19 protein-coding genes and 1 tRNA gene are annotated in these 20468 nt (G+C 71.4%); 12 read left to right on the forward strand and 8 right to left on the reverse strand.

Annotation, left to right across the window (positions count from 1 at the left end; genetic code table 11):
* The first annotated feature begins 3 nt into the window (after positions 1 to 3).
* Both ACFYOB_RS27865 and ACFYOB_RS27870 read left to right on the forward strand, forming a co-directional pair.
* Entirely contained in the window at positions 4 to 2319 is a 2316-nt protein-coding gene (locus ACFYOB_RS27865) for a hypothetical protein (RefSeq protein ID WP_388563970.1), read from the forward strand.
* A 118-nt stretch (positions 2320 to 2437) separates the two neighbouring features.
* On the forward strand, positions 2438 to 3106 hold the full coding sequence (locus ACFYOB_RS27870) for a hypothetical protein (protein WP_388563972.1): 669 nt from the start codon (positions 2438 to 2440) through the stop codon (positions 3104 to 3106).
* Positions 3107 to 3187: 81 nt separating this feature from the next.
* Here the strand turns inward: ACFYOB_RS27870 and ACFYOB_RS27875 are convergent.
* Positions 3188 to 3259, reverse strand: a tRNA-Cys gene (locus ACFYOB_RS27875).
* 171 nt (positions 3260 to 3430) lie between these two features.
* Here ACFYOB_RS27875 and ACFYOB_RS27880 point away from each other — a divergent pair.
* The 6 genes from ACFYOB_RS27880 to ACFYOB_RS27905 all read left to right on the forward strand — a co-directional run bounded on the left by ACFYOB_RS27880 (position 3431) and on the right by ACFYOB_RS27905 (position 9327).
* A complete protein-coding gene (locus tag ACFYOB_RS27880) occupies positions 3431 to 4894 on the forward strand; it encodes an MFS transporter (protein ID WP_388563974.1) in 1464 nt (487 codons plus the stop codon).
* Positions 4895 to 4926: 32 nt separating this feature from the next.
* Positions 4927 to 5124, forward strand: a complete 198-nt coding sequence (locus ACFYOB_RS27885) for a plasmid mobilization protein (RefSeq protein ID WP_365921590.1) — start codon at positions 4927 to 4929, stop codon at positions 5122 to 5124.
* Positions 5121 to 5492 (forward strand): type II toxin-antitoxin system death-on-curing family toxin, encoded by a 372-nt coding sequence (locus ACFYOB_RS27890; protein ID WP_388563977.1) that lies wholly within the window; start codon positions 5121 to 5123, stop codon positions 5490 to 5492. The genes ACFYOB_RS27885 and ACFYOB_RS27890 overlap by 4 nt, the downstream gene beginning before the upstream one ends.
* A 149-nt stretch (positions 5493 to 5641) precedes the next feature.
* On the forward strand, positions 5642 to 7426 hold the full coding sequence (locus tag ACFYOB_RS27895; RefSeq protein WP_328925942.1) for a DEAD/DEAH box helicase: 1785 nt from the start codon (positions 5642 to 5644) through the stop codon (positions 7424 to 7426).
* A gap of 316 nt (positions 7427 to 7742) precedes the next feature.
* A complete protein-coding gene (locus ACFYOB_RS27900; protein WP_069920456.1) occupies positions 7743 to 8384 on the forward strand; it encodes an IclR family transcriptional regulator in 642 nt (213 codons plus the stop codon).
* 145 nt (positions 8385 to 8529) lie between these two features.
* On the forward strand, positions 8530 to 9327 hold the full coding sequence (locus ACFYOB_RS27905; protein WP_388563979.1) for a PDZ domain-containing protein: 798 nt from the start codon (positions 8530 to 8532) through the stop codon (positions 9325 to 9327).
* Here ACFYOB_RS27905 and ACFYOB_RS27910 read toward each other — a convergent pair.
* The 4 genes from ACFYOB_RS27910 to ACFYOB_RS27925 all read right to left on the reverse strand — a co-directional run bounded on the left by ACFYOB_RS27910 (position 9257) and on the right by ACFYOB_RS27925 (position 12265).
* Positions 9257 to 10552 carry an MFS transporter gene (locus ACFYOB_RS27910; RefSeq protein WP_388563981.1) on the reverse strand — a complete coding sequence of 432 codons (1296 nt, stop codon included), beginning with the start codon at positions 10550 to 10552 and terminating at the stop codon, positions 9257 to 9259. The genes ACFYOB_RS27905 and ACFYOB_RS27910 overlap by 71 nt on opposite strands.
* Positions 10549 to 11151 carry an ArsR/SmtB family transcription factor gene (locus ACFYOB_RS27915; RefSeq protein ID WP_388563983.1) on the reverse strand — a complete coding sequence of 201 codons (603 nt, stop codon included), beginning with the start codon at positions 11149 to 11151 and terminating at the stop codon, positions 10549 to 10551. The genes ACFYOB_RS27910 and ACFYOB_RS27915 overlap by 4 nt, the downstream gene beginning before the upstream one ends.
* A 110-nt stretch (positions 11152 to 11261) precedes the next feature.
* On the reverse strand, positions 11262 to 11762 hold the full coding sequence (locus tag ACFYOB_RS27920) for a hypothetical protein (protein WP_388563985.1): 501 nt from the start codon (positions 11760 to 11762) through the stop codon (positions 11262 to 11264).
* A 17-nt stretch (positions 11763 to 11779) separates the two neighbouring features.
* Entirely contained in the window at positions 11780 to 12265 is a 486-nt protein-coding gene (locus ACFYOB_RS27925; protein ID WP_388563987.1) for an Lrp/AsnC family transcriptional regulator, read from the reverse strand.
* A gap of 133 nt (positions 12266 to 12398) precedes the next feature.
* Here ACFYOB_RS27925 and hppD point away from each other — a divergent pair, with 133 nt between their 5' ends.
* Positions 12399 to 13544 (forward strand): 4-hydroxyphenylpyruvate dioxygenase, encoded by a 1146-nt coding sequence (hppD, locus tag ACFYOB_RS27930; protein ID WP_388563989.1) that lies wholly within the window; start codon positions 12399 to 12401, stop codon positions 13542 to 13544.
* 45 nt (positions 13545 to 13589) lie between these two features.
* On the opposite strand, the gene ACFYOB_RS27935 is transcribed toward hppD, so the two are convergent.
* The gene (locus ACFYOB_RS27935; RefSeq protein ID WP_388563991.1) at positions 13590 to 15137 is read right to left on the reverse strand and encodes a tetratricopeptide repeat protein; all 1548 of its coding nucleotides are present in this window, start codon (positions 15135 to 15137) and stop codon (positions 13590 to 13592) included.
* A gap of 96 nt (positions 15138 to 15233) precedes the next feature.
* Here ACFYOB_RS27935 and ACFYOB_RS27940 point away from each other — a divergent pair, with 96 nt between their 5' ends.
* Positions 15234 to 16616: an FAD-binding oxidoreductase gene (locus ACFYOB_RS27940; RefSeq protein ID WP_388563993.1), complete on the forward strand. Its 1383-nt coding sequence runs from the start codon at positions 15234 to 15236 to the stop codon at positions 16614 to 16616.
* A gap of 5 nt (positions 16617 to 16621) precedes the next feature.
* Here ACFYOB_RS27940 and ACFYOB_RS27945 read toward each other — a convergent pair whose 3' ends face one another.
* Entirely contained in the window at positions 16622 to 17101 is a 480-nt protein-coding gene (locus ACFYOB_RS27945; protein WP_388563995.1) for an SsgA family sporulation/cell division regulator, read from the reverse strand.
* A 256-nt stretch (positions 17102 to 17357) separates the two neighbouring features.
* Between ACFYOB_RS27945 and ACFYOB_RS27950 the strand changes: the two genes are divergently transcribed.
* Both ACFYOB_RS27950 and ACFYOB_RS27955 read left to right on the forward strand, forming a co-directional pair.
* Positions 17358 to 18857, forward strand: a complete 1500-nt coding sequence (locus ACFYOB_RS27950) for an RDD family protein (protein ID WP_388563997.1) — start codon at positions 17358 to 17360, stop codon at positions 18855 to 18857.
* 99 nt (positions 18858 to 18956) lie between these two features.
* Positions 18957 to 19670: an RDD family protein gene (locus ACFYOB_RS27955; protein ID WP_388563999.1), complete on the forward strand. Its 714-nt coding sequence runs from the start codon at positions 18957 to 18959 to the stop codon at positions 19668 to 19670.
* A 13-nt stretch (positions 19671 to 19683) separates the two neighbouring features.
* Here the strand turns inward: ACFYOB_RS27955 and ACFYOB_RS27960 are convergent, their stop codons facing one another.
* Entirely contained in the window at positions 19684 to 20031 is a 348-nt protein-coding gene (locus tag ACFYOB_RS27960; protein WP_388564001.1) for a hypothetical protein, read from the reverse strand.
* Positions 20032 to 20468 lie beyond the last annotated feature (437 nt).

Here is a 20468-nt window from a genome sequence, read left to right on the forward strand (position 1 = left end):
CGCATGCTGACGTACGAGAACGTGATGAACGCCCCGCTGGACAAGCTCCAGACGGCAGTCACCGACTGGAAGGCGCTCGTCGACAAGCTGGACGAGCTGGCCGAAGCGGCGCGCAACGGGATGAAGGCCAAGGCCGACAAGGCCGAGTGGAGCGGGGTCACCGCCAGTGTGGGGCGGGGGTTCGTCGACAAGACGGCCAAGGAGTTCGAGGACGCCGCCAAGGAGGCCAAGGGCGTCCACCAGCTCCTCAGTGACGGCCACACCACCATCAAGACGGCCCGGGACGCCCTGAAGAAGGCCGTCGACGAGGAGGCCCCGGCCGCCGGGTTCCGGGTGGACGCGACCGGCAAGGTCTCGGCCGTTCCGATGGACCCGAAGACCCAGTACGCGGCCAGGCACGACCCGGACTACCCCGAGTTCCTGCGCAAGCAGGAGGAGAACCGCAAGGCCTGGCAGGCGCGGGTGGACCGGCTCGTCGAGGACTGCGCGGACGCCGACGACTCCCTGGCCCGCGCACTGCGCGCCAACGTCTCGGACGACCACAACTTCACCGCGCCGAAGTACACCACCCTGGACGGCGAACAGGCCGACAGGGCGGCCGAGCTGATGAAGAAGCTCAGCAAGGAACAGGGCGGCGTGGCCCGCAACCCCGAGGCGCTGCGCGAGCTGGAGGACCTGCTCGACGACAACCGCAACGAAGCCGACTTCTCCACGGACTTCTACCGCAAGCTCGGCCCCGAGGGCACGCTTGAGGCGTACGCGAAACTGTCCATCGACGCGTCGACCCTGGGTGAGGCGGGCAAGGACCGTCTGGCGATGGTCGGCAACATCCAGAACGACATGGGCGCGATGCTGGGGCTCGCCACGCAGAAGGACTCGCCGAACCACCTGGATGCGGCGTGGACGACCGACCTGATGAAGGCCGGTCGTAAGGAGATGCAGGTCACCGGTGATCTGACCAGCAAGATCTACGGTTACCAGGCGTTGGGCGCGCTGCTCCACGAGGGCAAGTACGACAAGGACTTCCTGACCTCGGTCGGCCGGGACATGGTCGCGTTCGACCGCGAGAACCCCAAGGCCTGGGAGCACGGGTCCCCGTACGACCCGAAGACGGTGCTCAGCCAGGGCAAGGACGGCAGCCGGGGCTTCTACCCGCTGACGGGCCTGATGGACGCGATGTCCCACAACCCGGACGCGGCGACGGCCTTCTTCACCGAACCGGTCCGCCAGGACAGCAACGGCGACGGCATCGTCACCCTGGCCGACAAGGCCGTGGACGGGGAACACGGCAAGGCCCGGGGCATGGTCGACTACATGCTGGACAAGGAGTCGTGGGCCGACGGCTTCGACCGGAGCCCATCCCACCCCTACGGCGAGGCCGGCCCGGCCCAGGAGGCCCTCGGTGGCGCGCTCGAAGCGGCGGTCTCGGGCCGCGTGCCGGGCGACGAGGACGCGAAGCCGGTGCCGCACACCAAGGAAATGGCGGCGATCATGGAAGACGTCGTCCAGAAGGTCGGCGACGACCCGTCGCTGGTGGCGCAGGACCCGGACGACGAGGACAAGAAGCCGCGTCTGGGCCCCATGGCCGGGCACCTCGGCAACATGGCGGCGGAATACATCCCGGACCTCCAGGCCGCCGCCGAGAACGGCGGGAACCAGATCAAGGTCGAGGGGGACATGGCTGAGTTCAACAAGGCGACGATGTCTCGTTTCCTCGGCGCGGTCGGCCAGGATCCGGAGGCCTACGGTGCCATCACGAATGCCAACCAGGCGTTCACGGCGGTCCTCGTCACCGACGTGGTCCAGCACCGTGGCGACAGCGGCCTCCTCGACGCGGCCGTGGAGAACGCCGTACAGCCCGGTGGCCAGATCGCGGGCATGATGACGGAGGCCCGCGCGCAGGGCATGCACGCCGAGACGGCTCACACGAACGAGGAGTACGTGAAGGGCGTTGAGGACGGCGCCAAGTGGATCAATCGCGGCATCACGGCCGCCGGCGGCAAGTACCTCGAAATGGTGCCGATCGCCGGTGACGTCGTGGAATGGGTCCAGGAGGACATCACCGAGCTCTTCGTCGAGGACGCCAAGGAGAAGGGCAAGGAGAGGACTGCCAACACCGAAGAGGCTGTGGCGAAGATGTACGCAGAGGCCGAAGGCCAGACGAGCGACGCGGCAAGTAGGGCCGTGCTGCACGCAGCTGCCGGCTCGGGCCTGTCCGAGAAGGACATCAACACTCTCGCTGGTGTGGCGTCCAAGGAGTCGGCGGTCGCTCATTCGGTCGGCCGGGACTTGGTGGACAGCTCGAAGGGGGCTTCCTGATGTCCGTGCCGAGGCCAGGGCGAGCCAACGGCGCGCCGCACCCGGGCCGCTCGCAGGTCAGGCCGATGTACGTTCACCTGGTGAAGGACGACCAGGACTTCCCCCACAAGGAGCCGAAGTGCGCGCGCTGATGGTTTCCACCGCCCGCATCGTGGCACTCGGGGTGCTGGTGGCCCTGGGCGCCGGATGTACCACGTCAGGTCCCGAGCCCAAGGCGTCGCGTTCGGTGAAGAGCCCGGAAGTGGACCTGACGGCGGCATGTCCCGGGTTGATCACGGATGCCGCCGGTGAGGCACTGATGCACGTGCTGCAGTCCTCGCATCTGGTCAACGACGATGCGCAGACCGTCGGCGTCACGGCCATGGGCAAGGCTCTGGAGGAGGCCTACCGCGAGGCGCCGAAGGCCCAGGATGTTGTCGTTCCTGCGTGCACCGTCACCGGAATCGTGGGCAGGGGGAAGCGGGTAGGGGAGATCGGTCTCGCCGCCGAGAACAGGAACGTCGGCGCCCCAGGAACCGACCAGACGGGTGTCCGCGTGACGCGCGCCGACAAAGAGCGAGGTGTGGCCTTCGACTGCGTGAGTACCCGTGTCGGCTCCACACGCGACATGCCGCTGCGGATCACGGCGTTCTACAAGGACCGGTACCAAAGCAGCAGGGGAGACGCCGTGCTCGGTGAGGACTACCTGGTCCTTGCCCACTCCGGCGCGCTTGCGATCGCCAAAGAGTTGGGATGCGAGAACAACGGTGGACTACCCGATGGGGCCTCTGATCTCCCGAAGCCGTGACGTATGGCGTGGGCCGGTTACTCCCGGACGCAGAGAGAAGGCCGCCCAGGGGAGCTCCTGTCCCTGAGCGGCCTTCCGCTGAAGCCGTGACCGGAATCGAACCGGCGTAACTCGCTTTGCAGGCGAGTCCCTCAACCACTCGGGCACACGGCTGTGGGGTGGTGATGTGCACGACCGTACGGGGGGCTTCGGGGCCCCGGAAGGGCTGCGCGGCGGCTGCAATGCGACTGCCATGCCGCGTTCATGGACCTAGGTCCGGCGGCCGAGGCGGGATCCGCCGAATTGACAGGGACCAGACGGGGGTACGCCCCTTACTCTGGGGCGATGAGCGCCCTCGAACCCCGCGTGCCCGAGAAGACCGCACCCGTCCCCCCGCCGCCGTCGGGCGCCGGCATCCTCGGACCCGCGTACCGGACGCTCAGCATCGGGATCATCTCCGTCATCTTCCTGATCGCCTTCGAGGCCACCGCCGTGGGCACGGCCATGCCCGTCGCCGCGCGGGAGCTGGACGGGATCGGGCTCTACGCCTTCGCCTTCTCCGCCTACTTCACGACCAGCCTCTTCGGCATGGTCCTGTCCGGCCAGTGGGCCGACCGCCAGGGGCCGCTGCGGCCGCTGACCGTCGGGATCGCCTCGTTCGCCACGGGGCTCGTGGTCGCCGGAACCGCCGGCGCCATGTGGGTCTTCGTCATCGGCCGGGCGATACAGGGCTTCGGCGGCGGGCTGGTCATCGTCGCCCTCTACGTGGTCGTCAGCCGAGCCTACGAGGAGCGGCTGCGCCCCGCGATCATGGCGGCCTTCGCCGCCAGCTGGGTGGTCCCCTCGATCGTCGGCCCGCTCGCCTCCGGCACGGTCACCGAGCACCTCGGGTGGCGGTGGGTCTTCCTCGGGATACCCGCCCTCGTCGTCATACCGCTCGTCATCGCGCTGCCGGCGATACGGCGGACCGCGTCGGGGCCGGTGGACCCGGACGCGCCGCCGGTGGCGTTCGACCGGCGCCGGATCCGGCTGGCCTTCGGTATCTCCGTCGGCGCCGGGCTGCTGCAGTACGCCGCCCAGGACCTGCGGTGGCTTTCGCTGCTCCCGGGCGCGGCGGGCGTGGCCCTGCTGGCGCCCGCCGTGCGGGGGCTGCTGCCGCGCGGCACCTACCGGGCGCGGCGCGGGCTGCCGTCGGTGGTGCTGCTGCGCGGGGTGGCTGCGGGGTCGTTCATCGCGGCGGAGAGCTTCGTACCGCTGATGCTGGTCACCCAACGGGGGCTGAGCCCGACGCTGGCCGGCTTCTCGCTCGCGCTGGGCGGGCTGACCTGGGCGGGCGGCTCGTGGGTGCAGTCGAAGGGGCGGATGGCTCCGTACCGGGAACGGCTGATGGTCGGCGGGATGGTGATGGTGGCCTTCGCCATCGCGGCCGCGCCGGCCGTGCTGATCGAGTCGGTGCCGGTGTGGACGCTGGCGCTGGCCTGGGCCGTGGGGTGCCTGGGGATGGGGCTCGTCATCGGCTCGACGAGCGTGCTGCTGCTGAAGCTGTCGGCGCCGGAGGAGGCGGGGGCGAACTCCGCCGCGCTGCAGATCTCGGACGCGCTGGCCAATGTGGTGCTGCTCGCCGGTGGCGGGGCGGCGTTCGCCGCGCTGGGCGGGGGCGCGGTGGGGGCGGCGCACAGTGCTGCCGCGAAGGGGGCGGCCGCCTCGCACCCGGCCGCGTTCGTGGTGGTGTTCCTGCCGATGGCGTGCGTGGCGCTGCTGGGGGCGTGGGTCGCGACCCGGCTGGATCCCGCTCCGGAATCCGGCTGACACCAGCTGGTACCACGCGGTACCGTGGCGTTATGGCTGGTCTCAACGTCAGGTTCACCGAAGAAGAGCTGGACGCCCTGCGCGAGCGCGCCGAGGCGGAGGGCCGCAGCATGCAGTCCTTTGCGCACGAGGCGGTGATCAAAGCCGTAAACGAGCACTCCCGGCTCTTCAACGAGGCGGCCGAGCACGTCCTGAAGGTCAGCGGTGAGCTGAACCGGAGGCTTGCGTGACCCGGTACCTGACCCTGCCCGAGGTGCTGAACCTCGCGGAGCGGCTCGGGACCAGCGAGGTGCGCGACTACGGGCTGCTCGACTCGGCGCTCGCCCGCCCCCGGTCGAGCGTCTTCGGTCAGGATGCCTACCCGGACATCTGGGAGAAGGCAGCCGCCCTGATGGAGTCGCTCGCCCGCAATCACTGCCTGGTGGACGGCAACAAGCGCATCGCCTGGTACGCCACCTGGGTCTTCCTCCACATGAACGGACATCCGCTCGATGCCGAGTTCGACGTGGACGAGGCCGAGCAGTTCGTGCTCGACGTGTGCCAGGGGGCCCTCGACGTTCCCAAGATCGCAGCGCAGCTCCAGAGGTTCGCACGCTGAGACCCGTGTGTGACGCTCGCCGCACCCGCCGAGGTCACGGGCCTGTCCCTCCGCGAGGGGCGGGCCCGTCCCGGTAAGGTGGCCCGGTTGTCCTACGTACGACTGCCCGTACCAGTACGCGAGTACGCCGAGAGCCCGAACCGGAGACCGTGACTACTACCGCCTCCCACCACCTCTCACCCGCCTTCCCCGGCCGTGCCCCCTGGGGCACCGCCAGCGCGCTGCGTGCCTGGCAGCAGGGGGCGCTGGACCGCTACATCCAGACCCAGCCGCGGGACTTCCTCGCGGTCGCCACGCCGGGCGCCGGAAAGACCACCTTCGCGCTGACCCTCGCGTCCTGGCTGCTGCACCACCACGTCGTCCAGCAGGTGACGGTGGTCGCACCGACCGAGCACCTGAAGAAGCAGTGGGCGGAGGCGGCGGCGCGGATAGGCATCCGGCTGGATCCCGAGTACTCCGCCGGGCCGCTCAGCAAGGACTACCACGGCGTCGCCGTCACGTACGCGGGTGTCGGCGTGCGGCCCATGCTGCACCGCAACCGCTGCGAGCAGCGCAAGACCCTGGTGATCCTCGACGAGATCCACCACGCCGGCGACTCGAAGTCCTGGGGCGAGGCCTGCCTGGAGGCCTTCGACCCGGCGACCCGGCGCCTGGCCCTGACGGGCACGCCCTTCCGGTCCGACACCAATCCCATTCCCTTCGTGACCTATGAAGAGGGGAACGACGGGATCCGGCGGTCGTCCGCCGACTACACCTACGGGTACGGGAACGCGCTCGGGGACGGCGTCGTCCGGCCCGTCATCTTCCTTTCCTACAGCGGGAACATGCGCTGGCGGACGAAGGCGGGCGACGAGATCGCAGCCCGGCTCGGCGAGCCGATGACCAAGGACGCCATCTCGCAGGCCTGGCGTACGGCCCTGGACCCGCGCGGCGACTGGATGCCGAACGTGCTGCGCGCCGCCGACCAGCGGCTGACGGAGGTCAGGAAGGGCATCCCGGACGCGGGCGGCCTGGTCATCGCCTCCGACCAGGACTCGGCGCGCGCGTACGCCAAGCTGCTCAGGGAGATCACGGGCAGCAAGGCGACCGTGGTGCTCTCCGACGACACCGGCGCGTCCAAGCGGATCGACGAGTTCAGCGCGGACGGCAGCCGCTGGATGGTCGCGGTCCGGATGGTGTCCGAGGGCGTCGACGTGCCCAGACTGGCCGTCGGGGTGTACGCCACGACCATTTCGACCCCGCTGTTCTTCGCCCAGGCCGTCGGCCGCTTCGTGCGATCCCGCAGACGTGGCGAGACCGCGTCCGTGTTCCTTCCGACCATCCCCTACCTCCTCGGCTTCGCGAACGAGATGGAGGTCGAGCGCGACCACGTCCTCGACAAGCCGAAGAAGCAGGGCGAGGAGGACCCGTACGCCGAGTCCGAGAAGGAGATGGACGAGGCGAACCGGCAGGAGGACGAGGACACCGGCGAGGACGAGCAGATGTCCTTCGAGGCGCTGGAGTCCGACGCGGTATTCGACCGGGTCCTCTACGACGGCGCCGAGTTCGGCATGCAGGCGCACCCGGGCAGCGAGGAGGAGCAGGACTACCTCGGCATCCCCGGGCTGCTGGAGCCGGACCAGGTGCAGATGCTGCTGCAGAAGCGCCAGTCGCGGCAGATCGCGCACAGCCGGCGCAAGCCCGACGCGGACGCGGACCTGCTGGAGCTGCCGGCCGACCGGCGGCCCGTGGTCTCGCACAAGGAACTGCTGGAGCTGCGCAAGTCGCTGAACACGATGGTGGGCGCGTACGTCCACCAGAGCGGCAAGCCGCACGGCGTCATCCACACGGAGCTGCGCCGGGTGTGCGGCGGGCCGCCGAGCGCGGAGGCGACGGCGGGCCAGCTGCGCGAGCGGATCAAGAAGGTGCAGGAGTGGGCCACCCGTATGCGGTGATCTGTTCCCACAGGCGTGAGCCGGGGGCCGTACGGAGCTTCGTACGGCCCCCGCGGAGATCCCGGGTCACGAAACGACGTCAAGGGCGGTCAGGAAACGGCATAAAGGGGTAGTGTGCGCCCGGATTCTGGACGAGCCCTTCCGCTGAGCGGACCTGCTCGCTAATGTCCCCGCATCGAACGCACCGTGGCAGCGCCGCCGCGGGAGCGCAGCCGGTGCAATGGCCGCTACCGGCGGCCTCTCCGTGCGCCGCCGTGGGACCGGCGGCGTGCCGCCCAGAGAGTCACCGCCGCTCACCGAAAGAGGGAGAGGCGTCGTGACCGCGGAAACCTCCCAGACTCTCGACAGAGGGCTCAGAGTCCTCAAACTGCTCGCCGACACCGACCACGGTCTGACCGTCACCGAGCTCTCCAACCGCCTCGGTGTCAACCGCACCGTGGTCTACCGGCTTCTCGCCACCCTTGAGCAGCACGCCCTGGTCCGCCGTGACCTCGGCGGCCGGGCCCGGGTCGGGCTCGGAGTGCTGAGGCTGGGCCGGCAGGTGCATCCGCTCGTACGTGAGGCCGCCCTGCCCGCGCTGCGGTCCCTCGCCGAGGACATAGGCGCCACCGCGCACCTGACCCTCGTCGACGGCACCGAGGCGCTCGCCGTCGCCGTCGTGGAGCCGACCTGGACGGACTACCACGTGGCCTACCGGGCCGGCTTCCGCCACCCGCTGGACCGCGGGGCCGCCGGGCGCGCCATCCTGGCCGCCCGTCAGGGCGCGCTGATCGAGCCCGGGTACACGCTGACCCACGGGGAGCTGGAGGCAGGAGCCAGTGGCGCCGCCGCGCCGCTCGTGGGGATCACCGGGCTGGAGGGCAGCGTCGGGGTCGTGATGCTGGCCGACGCCGTGCCCGAGCGGGTCGGTCCGCGGGTGGTCGACGCGGCGCGTGAGGTCGCGGACGCCCTTCGCTGAGCCGCGGGCCGGGTCACCCGGTGCCGGTGCGGCGTCGGGTGCGGCGCCGTCGCCGGGAGCCGGTGCCGGCAGCCGTGCCCAGGGCCGGGCCGGGCTGCCCGGCGGGGCTGAGTGGCGCCGCGGGGCGGCCAGCTAGATTGGGCGGGTGCTCTCTCGTCTCACACGTCTGCCGCGTCCCGCCGCCCTGGCCGTCTGCGCCGTGCCCGTGCTCGCGCTGTTCGCCGTCGCGGTCTTCGCGCCTCTGCCCTTCGTGATCGCCCAGCCGGGGCTCACGGCCGACGTGCTGGGCGAGCGGGACGGCAAGGCCGTGATCGCGGTCACCGGCGCCCCGGCCCGGCAGACCACGGGCCAGCTCCGCATGACCACCATCCAGGCCACCGGCCCCTCCGCGACGGTGAACCTCCCCGAACTCCTCGACAACTGGTTCGACACCTCCCGGGCCGTCCTGCCCAAGGAGGCCGTCTACTCGTCGGGCGGAACCGACAAGGAGATCGAGGAGCACAACCTGGAGGAGATGGCCAAGTCCCAGTCGACGGCCTCGCAGGCTGCGCTCGGCTACCTCCACAAGGACCCCAAGGACGTCAAGGTCGACCTGAACCTCGCCGACGTCGGCGGTCCCAGCGCCGGGCTCCTCTTCTCCCTCGGCATCGTCGACAAGCTCGACGGCGACGGCAGCGGCGGCGATCTCACCGGCGGACGCACCATCGCCGGTACGGGCACCATCGACGCGGACGGCAAGGTCGGCGCGGTCGGCGGAGTGGCCCTGAAGACCCAGGCCGCGCGGCGCGACGGGGCGAGCGTGTTCCTCGTACCGAAGGCCGAGTGCTCGGACGCGCGGTCGGAACTCCCCGAAGGGCTCCGGCTGGTCCCCGTCACCTCGCTGACGGAAGCCGTGAACTCCCTTCGGGCGCTGAACCGGGGAGAGCCTGTTCCGTCCTGCTGACGGAAGGAACGCCGTCCATGCCGCGCCACGCCGGGAACACCAGCGGCGCCAGAGTGGTCAGCAGGTACGTGCCGCCGAACAGCAGCAGCGCCGTCGACACGCCGAACCCGTCGACGAGCAGGCCCGCCGCGAGCCCGCCCAGCGGCATGGTCAGCTCGCAGCCCGCCGTGGTCACGCCCGAGACGCGGGTGCGCAACTCCTCCGGCACGTACTCGTAGATCACCGTGGTCAGGACCGGGTTGAGCATGCCCGCGCCCAGCCCGGACAGGGCCATCGTCACCGCGAGCGGCAGCGGCGTGTCCGTGACGGCGGCCGCCACGTAGCGGGGCGCCCCGGTGATCAGGAACGCGGCCGCGAAGACCGCCCTGCGCGGGAAGCGCTCGCCCCACACCCCGTAGAGCAGGGCGCCCAGCAGCGCGAAGCCGCCGAAGAACGAGATCATCAGGCCGAGCGCCGCGGGGCCGCCCAGGGTCTCCTGGCCGTGCACGGGCAGCAGCACCGAGGACCAGCCCTGGTCCAGCCCGTTGGTCATCATCACCATCAGGGTGATGCCCAGCAGCAGCGGCGTGCGCGTCAGGAAAGCCCAGCCCTCGGCCAGTTCGGCCCGGTAGGCCGCGAACGACACCTTCCCCGCCGCGCGCCTCGGCTCGGCGGCCGGGATGCCGCGCAGGAAGGCGGTGACCAGCAGGGCCGACGCCCCGAAGGTCGCCGCGTCCAGCAGCAGTACCGTTTCCGCGCCGAACGCCGCGATCAGTAGGCCGGCCACCGCGGCCCCGAGCATCCGGGCTCCGCGCGAGACCGCGTCGTAGAGGCTGGCGGCCCGCAGCACTGTGGTGCCGGCGTGCTCGGCGAGATGCGGCAGCAGGACGGAGCGTGCGGTCAGGCCCGGGGTGTGGACGAGGCCGCCGACGGCCATCAGTGCGCACAGCATCCAGAACTCCAGCACGCCCGCATGGTGCAGCAGCGGGATCGCGCCGATGGACAGGGCGCAGATCAGGTCGGAGGCGGCGGAGACCCGCCGGCGGCCGATCCGGTCGATGACGGGCCCGCCGACGAGGGCCGCCACGATCACGGGCAGGGTGGCGCAGAAGGCGACGACCCCGGCCCGCGCGGCGCTGCCCGTGGTCTGGAGCACGAACCACGGGACACCGATGAGGGTGAGAGAACTTCCGGCTATGGAGATCGTGTTGGCGGCCAGGACCGCCGTCAGGGGCCGCCGGCTCATGTTGCCTCGCCCCCGCGCGGGAGGACGTGGGTGTGGACACGGACCTGCTCCATGCCATCCTCCGGCGGCAGATCGCGGTAGCCGTTGACGAGTTCGTGCATCTTGCGGATCAGTTCGAGGCTCTGCGCGGCCGTCAGACGCAGGGTGAAATCGCTCATGTCCGAGCCGCGCCGCCACTCCTGCGACCAGGTGTGGGCGTTGCCGAGCCAGGTGCTCATCTCCTGCGTGTGGATCGTCGCGATCTCGTGCAGGAAGAGGTCCGCCGCGCCCCGCGTGGCCGGGTCCTCGTCGTAGATCAGCTTCTCGTCGAAGACCGTGCCGTCGTGGGTGGCCTTCCACCACCGCTCGCGGCCCTTGCCGTGCTCGGGTGCGTCCTCGACGAACCCGTGCGCCGCGAGCTGGCGCAGGTGATAGCTGGTGGACCCGCTGGATTCCCCCAGCCGCTGGGCGAGTTGGGAGGCGGTCGCGGGGCCGTCGTGGCGCAGGGTGGCCAGCAGGCGGATGCGCAGCGGGTGGGCGAGGCCCCGCAGGGAGCGGGCGTCGAGTACCCGTGCGTTGGGTTCGGAGGGGTCGGGGGACGCTGCGTTCGTCTCGGGCATGCCCCGAGCCTAGAGTTGCAAAGAAGTCTCTGCAACGATTTATTTGCAACCTCTTCTTTGTAACTCCCGTGCGGGCGGGGCGATCTGAGTGGGGGTCCGGCCGGCGCCCGTCAAGGCCGGACGTGTTGGCCTACTGCGTCAAGGCGTGTCTGCCCATCACCGGCGGCGAGTGCGGCAACGGCGGTGCAGGGGACGGGAACGGCGGATCCATCCTCCCCATCAACCTCAGTGGCATCCTCCGCCGTGACGGTGTTGGTGAGGCTGCAGGGAGCGTCGGTGTGGACGAGGACGGTCACTTCGACCGTGAAACCGCCACCGGCAGGGATGGGCGTCTCGCTGCCGCAGTTGATCTCTTCCTCATTGAAGGTGCAGTGCGCACCCACCCCGGTCGACGAGGTGACGGTCGGCCCTTCCGCCCGGACGACGAACCCTTCCGGGAACGTGTCGATGTACCCGGCCGTGCCGCTGGTCGGCTGATTGCCGGTGTTGCTGACGGTGATGATGTAGGTGCCCTGCCCGCCGCGGGCGAAGTCACCCCTGTGCGTCTTGGTGATCTCCAGCTGCGCCTGGGCGTGCGCGGGGGTCACTCCCACCGCGGACGGCAGTGCCATGCCCAGACCCAGAATGGTCAGTACACCTCGCGGCTGTCGTCCTCCGCGGCCTGTTCGACCAGCGGGATTATCCGCAGGGGTACGGGATTCTCCATGACGATCGCCGTCGAAGCCCGCACGATGCCATCGAAACCGACAACGCGGTCGATCACCCGCTGGAGATCCGCGTTGGACCGGGCCACTAGCCGGCACAGCATGTCCCCGTGCCCCGTGGTGGTGTGCAGCTCCAGCACCTCCGGCACCCCGTCCAGGTGGGCCCGTACGTCGGCTCCCTGCCCCTGTTTGATCTCCAGCGTGGCGAAGGCGGTCACCGGGTAGCCGAGGGCCGTCGGATCGACCTGCGGGCCGAAGCCGCGGATGACCCCGTTCGACTGGAGCCGGTCCAGACGGGCCTGTACGGTCCCGCGCGCCACCCCCAGGCGGCGCGATGCCTCCAGCACCCCGATCCGCGGCTCGCGGGCGAGCAGGACGATCAGCCGGCCGTCGAGGTCGTCGATTCCCATGAGTACGCTCCGGGGTCCTCAGAGGTGGTCATAGTGCACAGATGTTTCAACCATCCTCCGGCGCAGCTGGGCAGTTTGTACAGTCAAACAGGAAACTATTGCGCAGCTTGTGGATCGGCGGGACTCTGCGCTCATGACTGAGACCCTCGACACCACCCCGCACACCGCGCGTGAGGCCGACCCCTTCCCGGTGAAGGGCATGGACGCGGTCGTCTTCGCCGTCGGCAACGCCAAGCAGGCCGCGCACTACTACTCGACCGCCTTCGGCATGAAGCTCGTGGCCTACTGCGGACCGGAGAACGGCGCCCGCGAGACCGCCAGCTACGTCCTGACCAACGGCGGCGCGCGCTTCGTGCTGACCTCCGTCATCAAGGCGACGACCGACCACGGCCGCTTCCTCGCCGAGCACGTCGCCGAGCACGGCGACGGCGTGATCGACCTGGCCATCGAGGTCCCCGACGTGCGGGCGGCCTACGCGTACGCCGTCGAGCACGGCGCGCGCGGCCTGGACGAGCCGTACGAGGTCAAGGACGAGCACGGCACGGTCGTGCTGGCCGCGATCGCCACCTACGGCCAGACCCGCCACACGCTGGTGGAGCGCGGCGACTACACCGGCCCCTACCTGCCGGGCTACGTGGCCGCCGACCCGATCGTGGAGCCCCCGGCCAAGCGCACCTTCCAGGCCATCGACCACTGCGTCGGCAACGTCGAGCTCGGCCGCATGAACGAGTGGGTCGCGTTCTACAACAAGGTCATGGGCTTCACGAACATGAAGGAGTTCGTGGGCGACGACATCGCGACCGAGTACTCGGCGCTGATGTCCAAGGTGGTCGCGGATGGGACGAAGAAGGTCAAGTTCCCGATCAACGAGCCGGCGATCGCGAAGAAGAAGTCGCAGATCGACGAGTACCTGGAGTTCTACAACGGACCCGGCGTCCAGCACATCGCGCTGGCCTCGAACGACATCGTCGCGACGGTCCGCACCATGCGCGCCGCGGGCGTCCAGTTCCTGTCCGTCCCGGACTCGTACTACGACACGCTCGGCGAGTGGGTCGGCGACACCCGCGTGCCGATCGACGAGCTGCGCGAGCTGAAGATCCTCGCCGACCGCGACGAGGACGGCTACCTGCTGCAGATCTTCACCAAGCCGGTCCAGGACAAGCCGACCGTCTTCTTCGAGATCATCGAGCGCCACGGGTCCATGGGCTTCGGCAAGGGCAACTTCAAGGCCCTGTTCGAGGCGATCGAGCGCGAGCAGGAGAAGCGCGGCAACCTGTAGGACGCCACGGCCGGCCCCCTCGGCTCCGGCCGGGGGGCCGGCCCGTCACGCGGCCGATGCGGCCGACGTGGCCGACGCGGACGGCTGCGGCTTCGGCTTCGGATCGGCCGGCGGGGCCGTCGGCTTCGGCTTGGCGGCCTTCGGGAGTTCCGGAGCCACCCACGGAGCGGTCGGCTGCAGGTGCTCCGGGCCGCCCGGCGGCGGCTGGCCGATCGCCGCCAGGGCCTCCTTCGCCAGCGGCGCCCGCAGCGGCGAGAAGTACGGGTTCGTGCGCATCGCCTCCTGCAGATGGCGCCGGGTCGCCGCCTCGTCGCCGATGCCACGCTCGATCATCGCCCGGTGATAGGCGAAGTCCGCGCTGCGCAGCCCCGGTTCCGTCGCCTTCTTCGCGTACTCCAGCGCCGCCTCGTCCTCGCCCGCCTTGTGCAGCGCCCAGCCCAGCGCGTCGGCGACCGGCATGCTCTTGTGCCGCGACCACTCCTCCTCCAGCCGCCGCACCGCCGCCGCCGGATCCCCGTGGTCCGCCTCGTACAGGCCGAGGACCACGTCGTCGTCCACACCGTTGGTGTTGTCCCGCGCCGCCAGCGCGCCCAGCATGTCGTACGGCACGCGCGCCTCCTGATCCCGCCCCAGCGACTCCAGCAGCTCGCCCAGCTCCCTCGCCAGCTGCGGCACCGGCGTCCGCCCCAGCGCCAGCCGGTAGTCGCGTACCGCCTCCCCGGTCCGCCCCAGCGCCGCCAGCGCCCTGGCCCGGCCGCCCAGTGCCTCCGCCTGCGCCGGATCAGCCCGCAGCGAGCCCTCGTACTGCCCCAGCGCCTCCGCCGGGTCGCCCCGCTCCCAGGCCAGCTCCCCGAGCCGGAACAGCGCGTACGCCTTCTCCGCCGGCGCCTTCGCCGCGCCCGCCGCGTGCTCCATCGACATCGCCGCGTCCTCGCGCCAGCCGCGGTCCCGGTAGACCTGCGAGGCCCTGACGTACGCCGCCAGGCCCGGCCGGAGCTCCATCAGCTGCTCCATCGCCTTCTGCGCGGCCTTGTAGTCACCCAGGCCCGTGTACGCGTCGACGAGCACCGGGTACGCCGCCCACCGCTTCGGCGACTGCGCCCGTACGAGCTCGCCCCACTTCTTCCCGGTCCCGAAGTCCCGCCGGGCGTTGGCCAGCGCGCCCATGCCCGTCATCGCGTCGAGGTTGCCCTTCTCCGCCGGGCGGGCCTCCAGCGAACGCTTCAGCGCCTTCTCCGCCTTCGGGAACCAGCCCGAGTCCGCCGAGCGCCGCGCCTGCTCCACGTACGCGGCGCCGAGGACGGCCCACGAGGCCTCGTCGTCCGGGTGCGCCGCGACCCACTTCTCCCGGTCCGCGACCAGCGCCGCCAGGTCCACCGCCGCCGCGGGCGCGCCCATGCCGACCGCCGCCGCGGCCCGCTCGCTCGGTCCCGGCGGGCGGGCGTCGTCACCGCCGCGGGCGGGCCGGATCAGCAGGGCCCCCGCGATCAGGACCACCGCGACCGCGGCCGCCACGAGCGTCTTTCGGCCGGTGAAGGTCACCGGCGGGGCCGGGGTCTGCGATGCCTCGTCGAATCGGTCGATACGGTCCATGGGCTCACTGTGCGTCAATATGAAGAGCTCGCCGAGATGTCCGAAGCCGGTCGCGGCCGTGTTCACACGCATGGCCCCCGCTGTCACGCTGGCTCCATGGATGACGATCTCTTCGCACGTCTGCGCGCACGCCTGCTGCAGGGGCTCCCCGCCGAGGCCCTGCTCACCGATCCCCAGGTGACCGCCTCCTACGCCACCGACATGGCCAGCTTCTGCGCCGCCGGCACACCGGCCGCCGTCGTCCTGCCCCGGACCGTCGAACAGGTCCAGCACGTGATGCGCACCGCCACCGCGCTACGGGTCCCCGTGGTCCCGCAGGGCGCCCGCACGGGTCTGTCGGGCGCCGCCAACGCCTCCGACGGCTGCATCGTGCTCTCGCTCGTCAAGATGGACCGGATCCTGGAGATCTCCGCCGTCGACCGGATCGCCGTCGTCGAACCCGGCGTCGTCAACGCGGTCCTCTCGCGGGCCGTCGCCGAACAGGGCCTGCACTACCCGCCCGACCCCTCCAGCTGGGAGCAGTGCACCATCGGCGGCAACATCGGCACCGCCTCCGGCGGGCTGTGCTGCGTCAAGTACGGGGTCACCGCCGAGTACGTCCTCGGCCTCGACGTGGTCCTGGCCGACGGACGGCTGCTGCGCACCGGCCGGCGTACTGCCAAGGGCGTCGCCGGATACGACCTCACCCGGCTCTTCGTCGGCTCCGAAGGCAGCCTCGGCGTCGTCGTCCGGGCCGTCCTCGCCCTGCGGCCCGCGCCGCCCCGCCAGCTCGCGCTGGCCGCCGAGTTCCCCTCCGCCGCGGCCGCCTGCGCGGCCGTCTGCGCCGTCATGGAGGCGGGACTGACGCCCTCTCTGCTGGAGCTGATGGACCGTACGACCGTGCGGGCCGTCAACGCTCTCGGGAAGATGGGGCTGCCCGAGACCACCGAGGCCCTGCTGCTCGCCGCCTTCGACACCCCGCACGCCCCCGAGGACCTCGCGGCCGTGGGCAAGCTGTGCACGGCCGCCGGGGCCACCGCGGTCGTGCCCGCCGACGACGAGGCCGAGTCCGAACTGCTGCTCCAGGCCCGCCGGATGTCGCTGACCGCGCTGGAGACGCTCCGGCCCGCCACGATGATCGACGACGTCTGCGTACCGCGCTCCCGGCTCGCCGAGATGCTGGACGGGACGGCCGCCGTCGCCCGCTCGTACGGCCTGCTCATCGGGGTCTGCGCGCACGCCGGCGACGGCAACACCCACCCCGTGGTCTGCTTCGACCCGGCCGACGAGGACGAGACGCGGCGGGCCCGCGAGTCCTTCGACGAGATCATGGCGCTCGGGCTGGAACTGGGCGGCACGATCACCGGCGAACACGGCGTCGGGGTCCTGAAGAAGGAGTGGCTGGCCCGCGAACTCGGGCCGGTGGGCCTGGAGATGCAGCGCGCCGTCAAGCAGGCCTTCGACCCGCTGGGGCTGCTCAATCCCGGCAAGCTCTTCTGACGGCATCACAGCTCCCCGTCAGCCGACTCGTCCGACGGCCAGGGGTCGCGCAGCCACAGCTCGTCCGCCGGGGTCGGGGCGAGCAGCTCGGCCAGGGCCGCGTCCAGGCCGAGCCGCTCGGCCTCGGTGCCGGGCGGGACGATGCGCAGGGTGCGCTCCAGCCAGGCCGACACGGAGGCGGCGGGGGCCTCCAGCAGGGCGTCGCCGTCGGGCGAGCTGAGGGCCACGCAGAGCACGGCCTTGTTGTCGATCTTGGTGGGCCAGATCCGGACGTCGCCGTTTCCACACGGGCGGAACACGCCCTCGACCAGCAGTTCGCGGGCGAAGGTCCAGTCGACGGGGGCGCTGGAGCCGGAGTGGAAGGTGATGTGGACGGCGTACGGGTCGTCGGTGAGGTAGAGGAGCCGGGCGGGTACGGGGATGCTGCGCTCGGGGGACAGGACCAGCTTCAGTTCCAGCTCGCGCTCGATGACGGGGTGGTGCATGACGGCCTCACTTCGGTCGGTGCGTGGGGCCGGATAGCGCCCCACACCCGGAGAGAGCTCCGGTGTACCCGGGTATGACGCGACTTCGGGCGAGGAACCGAAGGTTGGCCGGATTCTGTCGGGTGACCGGAAATAGCCGCATACACCAGTTTCGCTCGAAGGTTGACAATCTCCCGTTACCGGACCTGTCGGAGGGCGGTTCTTGGCTATGGTCCTCCCCTGCACATGCCTCAAGCCACGATCGGAGTTGGGGACATTGACGGCCTCCCCTGGTGACGGCGAGCACGCGGCCCGCGAGGGTTACTACCCGGATCCCTCCATCCCCGGGTACGTCCGGTACTGGAACGGCGCCGCCTGGGTTCCGGGTACGAGCCGCCCTGCCCCCGCCCCTGCACCCGCCGCGCCGGTCGAGGAGACGGGGCCGGTGTTCCTGGACCGGACCTCGGTGACGGGGGAGCCGGCGGAGCCCGAACCGGAACCGGAACCGGAGGCGGGACCGGAGCCGGTGCTCCGGGCGGTCGTCGAACCGCTCGCCGAGCGTGGGGCCGAGCGGCCCGCCGAGCGTGGGGCCGAGCAGGCGGTGTGGCAGGCCGATCCCCTTCGTCAGGCCGGCTTCGGCGGGCCGCGCGACCACCGCGTCTCGTGGGGCAGCCCGGCGGAGCCCCCGGCGGCCCCGGGCCCCGGGATCTCCCTTGCTCGTACGCCGTCCGCCGCGGCGGCGGCCGCACCGGCCCCGCGGTTCCCGGCCCAGGCGGCGGCCGGGATCCTGTCGGCGCGCTCCCCGGCGGCGGCCGCACCGGCCCCGGCTCCGACTCCGGCTCCTGCCCCTGCCCCCGAGCCGGTCCCGGGTCCCGCATGGCCCGACGCCCCTGGTGGCAGCGGCTCCGGCGGTTCCGGCCTGACCTCCTCCTGGCCCGAGGCGGAGGAGGCCCCGGCGCGGCCGAGCACCCGGCGCGCCGCGCCCGCCGCCCCGGCCGAGCCGGCCCCGCGGGAAGCGCCCGTACGCCGCTCCCCGATCCCGGCCCCTGCCCCTTCCTGGCCCGGCCCCGGCGACCCCGCCGAGGCCCCGCCCGCCGAGGCGTCCCGCTTCGAGCCCTGGCAGCCCCGGACCGGCGGAGCCCGTCCCACGCTGCCGGCGAGGGGGACGGCGGCTCCGGCAGAGCCGCGGCCCGAGTCCCGGTCCGAGCCCCGGGAGTCCCGGCCCGAACCCCGGTCCGAGTCCCGGCCCGAGCCCCGGTCCGAGGGGACGCGTACGCCCAGAGCCGTGTTCGAGCAGATGGCCGATCGGGCCGTACGCCCCGCCGGGCTTGTGCGCCGGGCCGTGGCCCGCGCCCTGGACACCCTCGTCCTCGCGGCGGTCGCCGCGGCCGCCGCCCGGCCCCTCCTGCCCGCCGCCACCGCCCACATCCAGGACAAGGTGGACGCCGCCCGGACCACCGGCCGCACCACCACCGTCTGGCTGCTGGACGGCACCATCGCCGGCCAGCTCGGCCTGGTCTTCGGCGCGGTCCTGCTCTTCGGCGTCTTCTACGAGGCCCTGCCCACCGCCCGTTGGGGCCGGACCCCCGGCAAGAAGCTGCTCGGGGTCCGGGTGCTGGCGGCCGCCACCCTGCGCCCGCCCACCTTCGGCGCGGCCCTGCGCCGCTGGCTGGTGTTCGTCCTCCTCGGCCTCCCGGGCAGCCTCTGGTGCCTCGTGGACCGCCCGCGACGCCGGGCCTGGCACGACAGGGCAGCGGGGACGTACGTGGCCCGCTGAGCCACGCAGAGCCCGTCCCGGGCCGCCCGGGACGGGCGGCCCCCCCCGATCGGACGCCCCCACGTTGCGGGGCTGACGGAGCCGGGTTCGACTCGGGCCATGAGTACCGATCAGCCGCCGCCCGGCGAGCCGCCCGAGGAAGACCCGTTCCTCAAGAAGCCCCAGGAACCGACGCCTCCGTCGGGCGGTTCGCCGTACGACTCACCGCCACCCGGGGGCGCGGGCGGAGGTGGCGGTGGAGGTGGCGGATATCCGCCACCGCCGCCCCCGTACGACGCCGGACGCGACCCCTACGGCGGCAGCGGCGGCTACGGCATGCCCGATCCGCTCGCCGGGATGCCCCCGCTCGCCGACTTCGGCAAGCGCCTCGCCGCCCGCATCATCGACGTGCTGATCATCGCCGTGCCGCTGTTCCTCATCCAGCTGGCCTTCGGCCCGAACCGGTACACCGTCGAGACCAGCAAGGGCGAGGACGTCACCGAGGTCATCACCAAGTCCTACAGCGGCAGCGGCCTGGTCATGACGCTGATCTCGATCGTCGCGTACGTCGGCTACGACTGGTGGTTCACCAAGAAGAGCGGCCAGACCGTCGGCAAGAAGGCGATGGGCCTGCGCGTCGCGATGCTCAACGACGGCAGCGTCCCGCAGTCGAACGCGTCCCTCTCCCGCGCCGCCGTCCTGTGGCTGCCGACGCTGCTCTGCTGCTTCTGCCTCTGGCCGATCGCGCTGGTGATCTCGATCCTCGTCGACAAGCCGTACAAGCAGGGCCTGCACGACAAGGTCGCCAGGACGGTGGTCGTCCAGACGACCTGACGCCCGCAGGGGCTCAGTGGTGAACGGGGTGTTCGGCGGCGGCCGTTCGGGGTTCCGGTACCCGGGCGGCCGTCGGTGCGTCCGCGTACGGGACGTGGGCCGGCGACGGCGGCAGGGCGGGGGCGGAGACCGGGACGGGGGCCGCGGTGGCCGCAGGAGCGCCCGTACGGGCCGCGTGGCGGCCTCTGCGCCTAGGGTGGGGCACGGTGACGGCTACGAGCAGACCGAGCCCGAGGGCGGCCGCGGAGATGACCGCGATCCCGAACCCCGTACTCGTCCGTGAGAGCAGCAGCATTGCGATCGTCGAGATGACGACGGTGGCTGACCCGTAAGCCAGCTGTGCGGCAGTCGGACGCGGCATGGCGATATCCGTCCTCAGGGAGGGGAGGGGGAGTCGGCTCAACTAGGTCGCGCGTCAAGTGACTCTACGAGGGGGAATGCCCGAGGGGAACCGCCAGTAAGCGTGACCTAACCCACGGTGCCGCAGCACGGGGGGCGCACGGGGTCACTTCTTGCGCCGTACCATGCCCGAAATGCCGTCCCGGAAGCACGTGAGGGACAGCCGGGAAGCACCCTTCGCCCCGAATGGCAGTCGAACGTCCGAATAGCGGAACTCGCTGACCGCATAGTGCAGTTGTAAGGAACAAGTCAAGGTCTGTCTTTTCTCTCGACTCTCCGGTCAAATGTCGTCACTTGAGACGCGCGCCGCGCGGAACCCCCCGCTCCTATGGAGACGTTCCGACCTACGTTGCGGCCGCGGGAGGGGAACGACATCAAGTGACCAGCAATTCCGCCCGT

Origin of the sequence: Streptomyces sp. NPDC006463, from assembly GCF_042870715.1 — a bacterium.
GTDB lineage: Bacteria > Actinomycetota > Actinomycetes > Streptomycetales > Streptomycetaceae > Streptomyces.

Excerpts from the sequence above, each read along its gene's own strand:
- ACFYOB_RS27865 (WP_388563970.1), top strand. The coding sequence starts at position 4 with ATGCTGACGTACGAGAACGTGATGAACGCCCCGCTGGACAAGCTCCAG.
- ACFYOB_RS27880 (WP_388563974.1), top strand. The coding sequence starts at position 3,431 with ATGAGCGCCCTCGAACCCCGCGTGCCCGAGAAGACCGCACCCGTCCCC.
- ACFYOB_RS27885 (WP_365921590.1), top strand. The coding sequence starts at position 4,927 with ATGGCTGGTCTCAACGTCAGGTTCACCGAAGAAGAGCTGGACGCCCTG.
- ACFYOB_RS27910 (WP_388563981.1), bottom strand. The coding sequence starts at position 10,552 with ATGAGCCGGCGGCCCCTGACGGCGGTCCTGGCCGCCAACACGATCTCC.
- ACFYOB_RS27915 (WP_388563983.1), bottom strand. The coding sequence starts at position 11,151 with ATGCCCGAGACGAACGCAGCGTCCCCCGACCCCTCCGAACCCAACGCA.
- ACFYOB_RS27920 (WP_388563985.1), bottom strand. The coding sequence starts at position 11,762 with ATGGCACTGCCGTCCGCGGTGGGAGTGACCCCCGCGCACGCCCAGGCG.
- ACFYOB_RS27925 (WP_388563987.1), bottom strand. The coding sequence starts at position 12,265 with ATGGGAATCGACGACCTCGACGGCCGGCTGATCGTCCTGCTCGCCCGC.
- hppD (WP_388563989.1), top strand. The coding sequence starts at position 12,399 with ATGACTGAGACCCTCGACACCACCCCGCACACCGCGCGTGAGGCCGAC.
- ACFYOB_RS27935 (WP_388563991.1), bottom strand. The coding sequence starts at position 15,137 with ATGGACCGTATCGACCGATTCGACGAGGCATCGCAGACCCCGGCCCCG.
- ACFYOB_RS27940 (WP_388563993.1), top strand. The coding sequence starts at position 15,234 with ATGGATGACGATCTCTTCGCACGTCTGCGCGCACGCCTGCTGCAGGGG.
- ACFYOB_RS27945 (WP_388563995.1), bottom strand. The coding sequence starts at position 17,101 with ATGCACCACCCCGTCATCGAGCGCGAGCTGGAACTGAAGCTGGTCCTG.
- ACFYOB_RS27955 (WP_388563999.1), top strand. The coding sequence starts at position 18,957 with ATGAGTACCGATCAGCCGCCGCCCGGCGAGCCGCCCGAGGAAGACCCG.
- ACFYOB_RS27960 (WP_388564001.1), bottom strand. The coding sequence starts at position 20,031 with ATGCCGCGTCCGACTGCCGCACAGCTGGCTTACGGGTCAGCCACCGTC.